Origin of the sequence: Sphingopyxis sp. H115 (assembly GCF_001468465.1) — a bacterium.
In the GTDB taxonomy this organism is placed as follows: Bacteria; Pseudomonadota; Alphaproteobacteria; order Sphingomonadales; family Sphingomonadaceae; genus Sphingopyxis.
This window is the reverse complement of record NZ_LNSA01000045.1, coordinates 20,004-27,511: the sequence shown is the minus strand read 5'-3', so window position 1 is coordinate 27,511 and position 7,508 is coordinate 20,004. Positions and strand designations below refer to the sequence as shown.

The 7,508-nt window shown below is 64.7% G+C and carries 6 protein-coding genes; 5 read left to right on the top strand and 1 reads right to left on the bottom strand.

Going from position 1 to position 7,508, the window contains the following annotated elements:
* Positions 1-2,232 (top strand): S8 family peptidase (locus ATE71_RS20665; protein ID WP_152998872.1); only part of this gene is annotated, 2,232 nt, incomplete at its 5' end.
* 41 nt (positions 2,233-2,273) lie between these two features.
* Positions 2,274-3,575 carry a metal-dependent hydrolase family protein gene (locus ATE71_RS20660; protein ID WP_058805198.1) on the top strand — a complete coding sequence of 434 codons (1,302 nt, stop codon included), beginning with the start codon at positions 2,274-2,276 and terminating at the stop codon, positions 3,573-3,575.
* On the opposite strand, the gene ATE71_RS20655 is transcribed toward ATE71_RS20660, so the two are convergent.
* Complete coding sequence (locus ATE71_RS20655) at positions 3,576-4,070, bottom strand: DNA-deoxyinosine glycosylase (RefSeq protein WP_058805197.1); 495 nt, start codon at positions 4,068-4,070, stop codon at positions 3,576-3,578.
* 307 nt (positions 4,071-4,377) lie between these two features.
* On the opposite strand from ATE71_RS20655, the gene rpsL reads away from it, so the two are divergent.
* From rpsL to fusA, 3 genes are all read left to right on the top strand, one after another.
* On the top strand, positions 4,378-4,749 hold the full coding sequence (gene rpsL / locus ATE71_RS20650) for a 30S ribosomal protein S12 (RefSeq protein WP_058805196.1): 372 nt from the start codon (positions 4,378-4,380) through the stop codon (positions 4,747-4,749).
* A gap of 73 nt (positions 4,750-4,822) precedes the next feature.
* On the top strand, positions 4,823-5,293 hold the full coding sequence (gene rpsG, locus ATE71_RS20645) for a 30S ribosomal protein S7 (protein ID WP_033074359.1): 471 nt from the start codon (positions 4,823-4,825) through the stop codon (positions 5,291-5,293).
* A gap of 96 nt (positions 5,294-5,389) precedes the next feature.
* A complete protein-coding gene (gene fusA / locus ATE71_RS20640; RefSeq protein ID WP_058805195.1) occupies positions 5,390-7,483 on the top strand; it encodes an elongation factor G in 2,094 nt (697 codons plus the stop codon).
* Positions 7,484-7,508: the final 25 nt, after the last annotated feature.

The following is a 7,508-nucleotide window of genomic DNA, read 5'->3' as shown; positions in this document are numbered from 1 at the left end:
GTACCTACCCCCACGCCAACGCCGACGCCCACCCCCACTCCGCCGCCGACGGGCAATTTCAACACCGCCGAAACGCGACGGTCCGACGGAATCAATTTCCACGGCGCGATCACCGCCTATCAGGCCGGGGCTACGGGGCAGGGCATATTGGCGGCGGTCATCGACGACGGCATCGACGTCGACAGCCCCGAATTCGCCGGACGTATCTCGCCGCAGTCGGCCGATCTTGCGGGCTCGCGCGGCATCGACGGCGAAGGGACGCACGGCACCAATGTTGCGCAGATCCTGCTTGGCGGAAAGAATGATGCGGGCACTTTCGGCATCGCCTTCGACGCCAGCCTGCTCGTCCTGCGCGCCGACCGGCCGGGAAGTTGCGCGACCGAGGATCCGTCGAACGACGAAAGCGGCTGCCGTTATCCCGAAACAGCGATCGCCGCGGGGCTCGACCGCGCGGTCAGCGCGGGCGCGCGCGTCGTCAACATTTCGCTCGGCGGCGAGGATCCGCCCGGCGCGACACTGCGCACCGCGGTATCGCGCGCGACCGCGGCGGGAATCATCGTCATCGTCTCGGCGGGGAACGAGGGTGATACGAGTGCGAATGGCAATGATCCGAACAATCCCGACCGCTTCGCGCAGGGGCTCCGCGATGCCGGCGGAGGACTCGTTATCATCGCCGGGTCGGTCGACGGCAGTGGCGCGATCTCTGGGTTCAGCAACCGCGCGGGCGGCTATGCCGGCTCCTATCTCTCGGCGCTGGGCGAAGGCGTGTGCTGCGCCTATGAAAATGGCGCGCTCAAGACCGAGGGGAATTTTGTCTTTGTGCTGAACGGCACCAGCTTTGCCGCGCCGCAAGTCGCGGGCGCGGTCGCGCTGATCGCAGAGGCCTTCCCGAATCTGTCGAGCCAGCAGATCGTCTCGCTCCTCTACCAGTCGGCGCGCGATGCGGGCGCGGCGGGTGACGACGGCGTCTATGGGCAGGGCATCCTCGACATTGCACGCGCGTTTCAGCCGATGGGCGCGACAGCGCTCGCCGGCACCTCGACCGCGGTGCCGCTCGGCGCGCCGCTCGGCCTGCTCGGCGGCCCGATGGGCGATGCCGGCGGGGCGGGGACGATGGGGCTCGTCACCGACGGTTTTGGCCGCGCCTTCACCGTCGATTTCGGCGGATCGCTCGGCCCGCGCCGCCCCGACTTCAAATTGTCGGGCGCCATCGGCGGTCTCCTCCGCCAGCAAAGCGCCGCCGGTCCGTCGCTCGCGCTCTCGCTCGTTACCGCACCCGGTGCGGGCGGGACCGACGCGCTCGCGGGGCTCTCGTTCCACGACGCGCAGCGCGCGCGCACTCTCGCCGCCTCGGTGATGACGCGCATCGACGCGCGGACGCGCCTCGGCTTCGCGGCGGGCCGCGGTACCGGCGGCCTGCTTGCGGGCGAGCGCGGCGAAAGCGGCCATGCGATGCTGATCGGCGACGCTGCGCACGAAGGGCTCGGCTTCGCCGCCAGTCCGGGCGCGGGTGCACTTTTCCGCTATAATATAGATCAAAAACAATATGTTAATATATATGCGGAGCAGGGCTGGGTGTCGGGGTCGCGCTGGCAGGACGATCCGCTCCGCCGCTACCGATCGGGCCGCGACAGCCGCTACCAGCGCCTCGGCGCCGCGTGGGACGGGCGCTTCGGCCGTGTCCGCGGCGCGCTCGGCGCCAGCTGGCTCCGCGAATCGGACAGCCTCCTCGGCGCCCGCCTCGGCCCCGTATTCGGCGCCGGCGGTGCGACCAGCTTCGTCGGCGATGCGAGCTTCGGCGTCGAGGTGGGACGCGGCTGGAGCCTGACGGGCGCGTGGCGTCAGATGTGGACGCGGTCCGACGCGGGCGGTCTTGTCGCCGGCGGATCGCTTTGGTCGAATGCCTTCTCCTTCGACGTTGCAAAAACGAACCTCTTCCATCGCGGCGACCATGTCGCGTTCCGTTTCGCGCAGCCGCTGCGTGTCGCGCGCGGCGGCATCGATCTGACCCTTCCTGTCGCTTATGACTATGAAACGGGGACCGCCGACTTCGGCCGCCGGACTTATAATCTGGCGCCGACCGGCCGCGAGCTGGTCGTCGAGACGAGCTATGCGCTGCCGCTGTTCGGCGGCGATCTCGTCGCCAACACATGGTGGCGGCGCGACCCCGGCCACATCGCCGCGATGCCCGACGACAAGGGCGCGGCGCTCCGCTTTACGAGGGGCTTCTGATCGGCTTTAACGCTCCCCAATTCGAAACAGGGGATGCAGAAATGAAGCCGCTTTACGTCTTTCCGTTTGCGCTGTTCGGCGCTGCGTTCGCCGCGCCGCTCGCCGCGCAGGCGCCCGCGCGCACCGTCATACATGCCGGGCAATTGCTCGCCGAACCCGGTAAGTCCGCGCGCGGCGCCTCGACGATTATCGTCGAGGGCGGCAAGATCTTGAGCATCGCCGATGGTTTCCAACCCGTCGCGCCTGGCGCGACGTTGATCGACCTCAGGGACAAATATGTCCTCCCGGGACTGATCGACAGCCACGTCCATCTGACCAGCGACGCGGGCGGCATCGCGGGCCAGCTCGAAGAAATGACGCTCAGCCCCGCAGCGCAGGCGTTCAACGCCGAAGTCAACGGCATGAAAACGCTGCGTGCGGGCTTCACCACCGTCCGCAACCTCGGCGACGGCGACGGGGCGACTCTGGCGCTGCGCGATGCGATCGCCGCAGGCAAGGTGCAGGGGCCGCGCATCGTCGATGCGGGCGCCAGCATTTCGGGCAGCGCGGGGCATATGGACGGCTCCCTCGGTTATCGCGACGAGCTGCGCCCCTTTTTCGCGGGCGCGGGCAACACTTGCAACGGCGCCGACGACTGCCGCCGCGCTGTGCGGCTCCAGATCGGGCGCGGCGCCGACGTGATTAAATTCGCCTCGACCGGCGGCGTGAACAGCCGAATCGGGGCGGGGCTCGGCAAGCAGATGTTCGACGACGAGGCGCGGGCGATCGTCGAGACCGCGCATCTGTTCGGCAAGAAGGTCGCGGTCCACGCGCACGGCGCCGACGGCATCCGTCTCGCGATCGAGGCTGGCGCCGATTCGGTCGAACATGGGACGATCCTCGACGACGCGACGATCGCCGCCTGGGCGAAATCGAAAACCTATTATGTCCCGACACTGTCGACCGTGAACGGATATAAGGAACGCCTTGCCGCCAACGCGGCCGCCTATGAACCCGATGTGCTGGCGAAGATCCAGTGGCGCATCGGTATAACCGGGCAGAGTCTCGAAAAGCTCGTGCCGCGCGGTGTGCGCATCGCCTTCGGTACCGACGCCGGTGTGTCGAAACATGGCCGCAACGCTGACGAGTTCGAATTGATGGTCGAACATGGCATGACTCCCGTCGAGGCGTTGAAGGCCGCGACAGTCAATGCCGCCGACCTGCTCGGCCTTGCCGACAAGATCGGCAGCATCGCGCCGGGCAAGAGCGCCGACATTATCGCGGTCGCGAGCGATCCGGTCGCCGATGTACGCGTGCTCAAGACCATCGATTTCGTGATGGCGCGGGGCGAAGTCGTCGACTGATCAGAGCGCGTCTCGCAGCACCAGCCAATGGTCGAGTTTCGTGTCGAAGCCGATCGTATGCGCGGCGCTGCTCGACGGCAGGTCGATGACCGCGATGCTGTCGAGCTGCGGCAGCTGCTTCCGCCCGATCGCTGAGGCTTTGCCGCCGTTGAACGCGATCATGCGCAAATCGGGCAGGTCGGCGATCAGCGCGGCAAGATCATGTGGTTCGGCTTCACGGATCAGCGAATCGCTGCTTGTGGATCGTTCGGCGCTGCGGATCACGTCCCACAGCCCGACTCTCGCGTCGCCAAGCGCCGCCAACCTCTCGTCATAAGGCAGGTCCGCAATTGGCCTGCCCACCACCGCGCCCAGCAGGCGCCAGAACTGGTTCGTCGGATGGGCATAATATCGCCTTTCGGCGAGCGACCGCGCGCCGGGAAGGCTTCCCAATATCAGCAACCGCGTATCGGGCGCGACGTGCGGAGCAAAGCTCGTGTGGCGGACGGCGGGCATGGCGCGGCGATAACGCGTCCCGCGCGGCGCAACAATATTGCCTGCCCCTTGACCGGGGAGGGAATCGGGTCTAGGGGCGCGCTCGACCGAAAAGGGCGGTTTGCTGCCTCTTTCAGTTGCAACAGCGCTTGAACATTGCTGGCGCGGATGGAGCCTCCGGAAGATCATATCGATCTGCCGGGGTCTTTTGCTGTTATCAGGTCGGCCGTTTTCCGCCATTTTTTGGCGAGTTATCGGCCGGAGCTTCATCCACCGCGGTACAGTAACCGTTCGCTTTGATGGGCGGACATTTAAAGGTGAAGCATTCATGCCCACGATCAACCAGCTGGTCCGCAAGGGCCGGACTCCCCAGAAGGTGAAGTCCAAGGTCCCGGCGATGGACGCGAACCCGCAAAAGCGCGGCGTTTGCACCCGTGTCTACACGACGACCCCGAAAAAGCCGAACTCGGCGCTCCGCAAGGTTGCGAAGGTCCGCCTGACCAACAGCCGCGAAGTCATCACCTACATTCCCGGCGAAGGCCACAACCTCCAGGAGCACAGCGTCGTGCTGATCCGCGGCGGCCGTGTGCGCGACCTTCCCGGTGTGCGTTACCACGTCCTGCGCGGCGTGCTCGATACGCAGGGTGTGAAGGACCGCAAGCAGAGTCGTTCGAAGTACGGCGCGAAGCGTCCGAAGTAAGGACTGCTTTTTCGGCTATTTGATCATCCGTGAGCGCCTGTGCGCCCGGATGCTGTTGTAAAAGGAATTACCCATGGCTCGTCGTCGTCGTCCTGAACGCCGCGAAATTCTGCCCGATCCCCGTTTCGGGGATGTCGTGCTGTCGAAATTCATGAACAGCGTCATGCTGGACGGGAAAAAGTCCGTCGCCGAAAGCATCGTTTATGGTGCGCTCGAATCGGTCGAAGCCCGCGCCAAGAAGGAACCGCTCGGCGTGTTCCACGAGGCGCTGGCAAACATCCGCCCGAACATCGAAGTCCGCAGCCGCCGTGTCGGCGGTGCGACCTACCAGGTTCCCGTCGAAGTCCGTCCGGACCGCGCGCAGGCGCTCGCGATCCGCTGGCTGATCACGGCTGCGCGCAACCGCAGCGAAACCACGATGGCCGCGCGCCTCTCGGGTGAACTGCTCGACGCGTCGAACAACCGCGGCAACGCGGTCAAGAAGCGCGAAGACACGCACCGCATGGCGGAAGCGAACCGCGCCTTCTCGCACTACCGCTGGTAAGCGCTGCCGGGTCTTTGGCCCGTCTCGCAATCGCAACAAAACTTCCTATATCGGGGGCGGCTCCAAAGGCCTCCCCCCAAATCCAAGGAAAAGACCATGGCACGCAGCCATCCGCTCGAAAATTATCGCAACTTTGGGATCATGGCGCATATCGACGCCGGCAAGACCACGACGACCGAGCGCATCCTCTATTACACCGGCAAGTCATACAAGATCGGCGAAGTCCACGACGGCGCCGCCACGATGGACTGGATGGAACAGGAACAGGAACGCGGGATCACGATCACGTCGGCCGCCACCACCTGTTTGTGGAAGGCCGATGAGGGCAAGGGTCCCGAACATCGCCTGAACATCATCGACACCCCCGGACACGTCGACTTCACGATTGAAGTCGAACGCAGCTTGCGCGTCCTCGACGGCGCGGTCGCCGCGTTCGACGGCGTTGCCGGCGTCGAGCCGCAGTCGGAAACCGTGTGGCGTCAGGCGGACAAGTACAAGGTTCCGCGGATGTGCTTCATCAACAAGCTCGACCGCACCGGCGCCAATTTCTACTATTGCGTCCAGACGATTATTGATCGCCTGGGTGCGGTTCCGGCTGTCCTCTACCTCCCCATCGGGGCGGAGTCGGACTTCAAGGGCCTCGTCGACCTCGTCAACGAACGCGCGATCATCTGGAAGGACGAAAGCCTCGGCGCCGAATTCTTCTATGAAGATATTCCCGCCGATCTCGCCGACAAGGCTGCCGAATATCGCGAAAAGCTCGTCGAACTCGCCGTCGAACAGGACGACGAGGCGATGGAAGCTTATCTCGAAGGTAATTTGCCTGACGTCGCGACGCTGAAGAAGCTGATCCGCAAGGGCACGCTCGGTCAGGCGTTCGTTCCCGTCCTTTGCGGTTCGGCGTTCAAGAACAAGGGCGTCCAGACGCTGCTCGACGCGGTCGTCGACTATCTGCCGTCGCCGCTCGACATCGAAGACGTCCAGGGCATCAACCCGGACACCGACGAACCCGATTCGCGTGCGACATCGGATTCGGCGCCGCTCTCGATGCTCGCGTTCAAGATCATGAACGACCCGTTCGTCGGTTCGCTCACCTTCGCCCGCATCTATTCGGGCACCCTGACCAAGGGCAGCTACCTGAACTCGGTCAAGGACAAGAAGGAAAAGATCGGTCGTATGCTGCTGATGCACGCGAACTCGCGTGAGGACATCGAGGAAGCGTTCGCCGGCGATATCGTCGCGCTCGCAGGGCTCAAGGAAACCACCACCGGGGACACGCTCTGCGCGAACAACGCGCCGATCATCCTCGAACGGATGGAATTCCCCGAGCCGGTGATCGAGCTGTCGGTCGAACCGAAGACCAAGGCCGACCAGGAAAAGATGGGCATCGCCCTCAGCCGCCTCGCCGCCGAGGATCCCTCGTTCCGCGTGTCGACCGATCATGAATCGGGCCAGACGATCATCAAGGGCATGGGCGAGCTTCACCTCGACATCCTTGTCGATCGCATGAAGCGCGAGTTCAAGGTCGAAGCGAATGTCGGCGCGCCGCAGGTGGCGTACCGCGAATCGCTCGCGAAGCCGGTCGATGTCGATTACACCCACAAGAAGCAGTCGGGCGGCTCGGGCCAGTTCGGCCGCGTCAAGGTCAGCGTTGCTCCGGGCGAACGCGGTTCGGGCATCACCTTCGTCGACGAGATCAAGGGCGGCAACATCCCGCGCGAATATATCCCGTCGGTCGAAAAGGGCATGCGCGAATCGGCCGAAAACGGTCACATGATCGGCTTCCCGATCATCGACTTCGAAATCCGTCTGACCGACGGTGCCTACCACGACGTCGACTCGTCGGCGCTGGCATTCGAAATCGCGGGCCGTGCGGCGATGCGCGAAGTGGCGGCGAAAGCCGGCATCAAGCTGCTCGAACCCGTGATGAAGGTCGAAGTCGTTACCCCCGAGGAATTCATGGGCGACGTCATCGGCGACCTCAACAGCCGCCGTGGCCAGATCCAGGGCACCGACAGCCGGGGCAACGCCCAGGTGGTTGAAGCCATGGTCCCGCTTGCCAATATGTTCGGCTACGTCAACCAGCTGCGTTCCTTCACCCAGGGCCGCGCGCAATACTCCATGCAGTTCTCGCACTATGAAGAAGTGCCGAACAACGTGGCAGAAGAAGTGAAGGCCAAGATGGCCTGATAGGGTCGAAGCCGCGCGGGCTTGC

Excerpts from the sequence above, each read along its gene's own strand:
- ATE71_RS20660 (WP_058805198.1), top strand. The coding sequence starts at position 2,274 with ATGAAGCCGCTTTACGTCTTTCCGTTTGCGCTGTTCGGCGCTGCGTTC.
- ATE71_RS20655 (WP_058805197.1), bottom strand. The coding sequence starts at position 4,070 with ATGCCCGCCGTCCGCCACACGAGCTTTGCTCCGCACGTCGCGCCCGAT.
- rpsL (WP_058805196.1), top strand. The coding sequence starts at position 4,378 with ATGCCCACGATCAACCAGCTGGTCCGCAAGGGCCGGACTCCCCAGAAG.
- rpsG (WP_033074359.1), top strand. The coding sequence starts at position 4,823 with ATGGCTCGTCGTCGTCGTCCTGAACGCCGCGAAATTCTGCCCGATCCC.
- fusA (WP_058805195.1), top strand. The coding sequence starts at position 5,390 with ATGGCACGCAGCCATCCGCTCGAAAATTATCGCAACTTTGGGATCATG.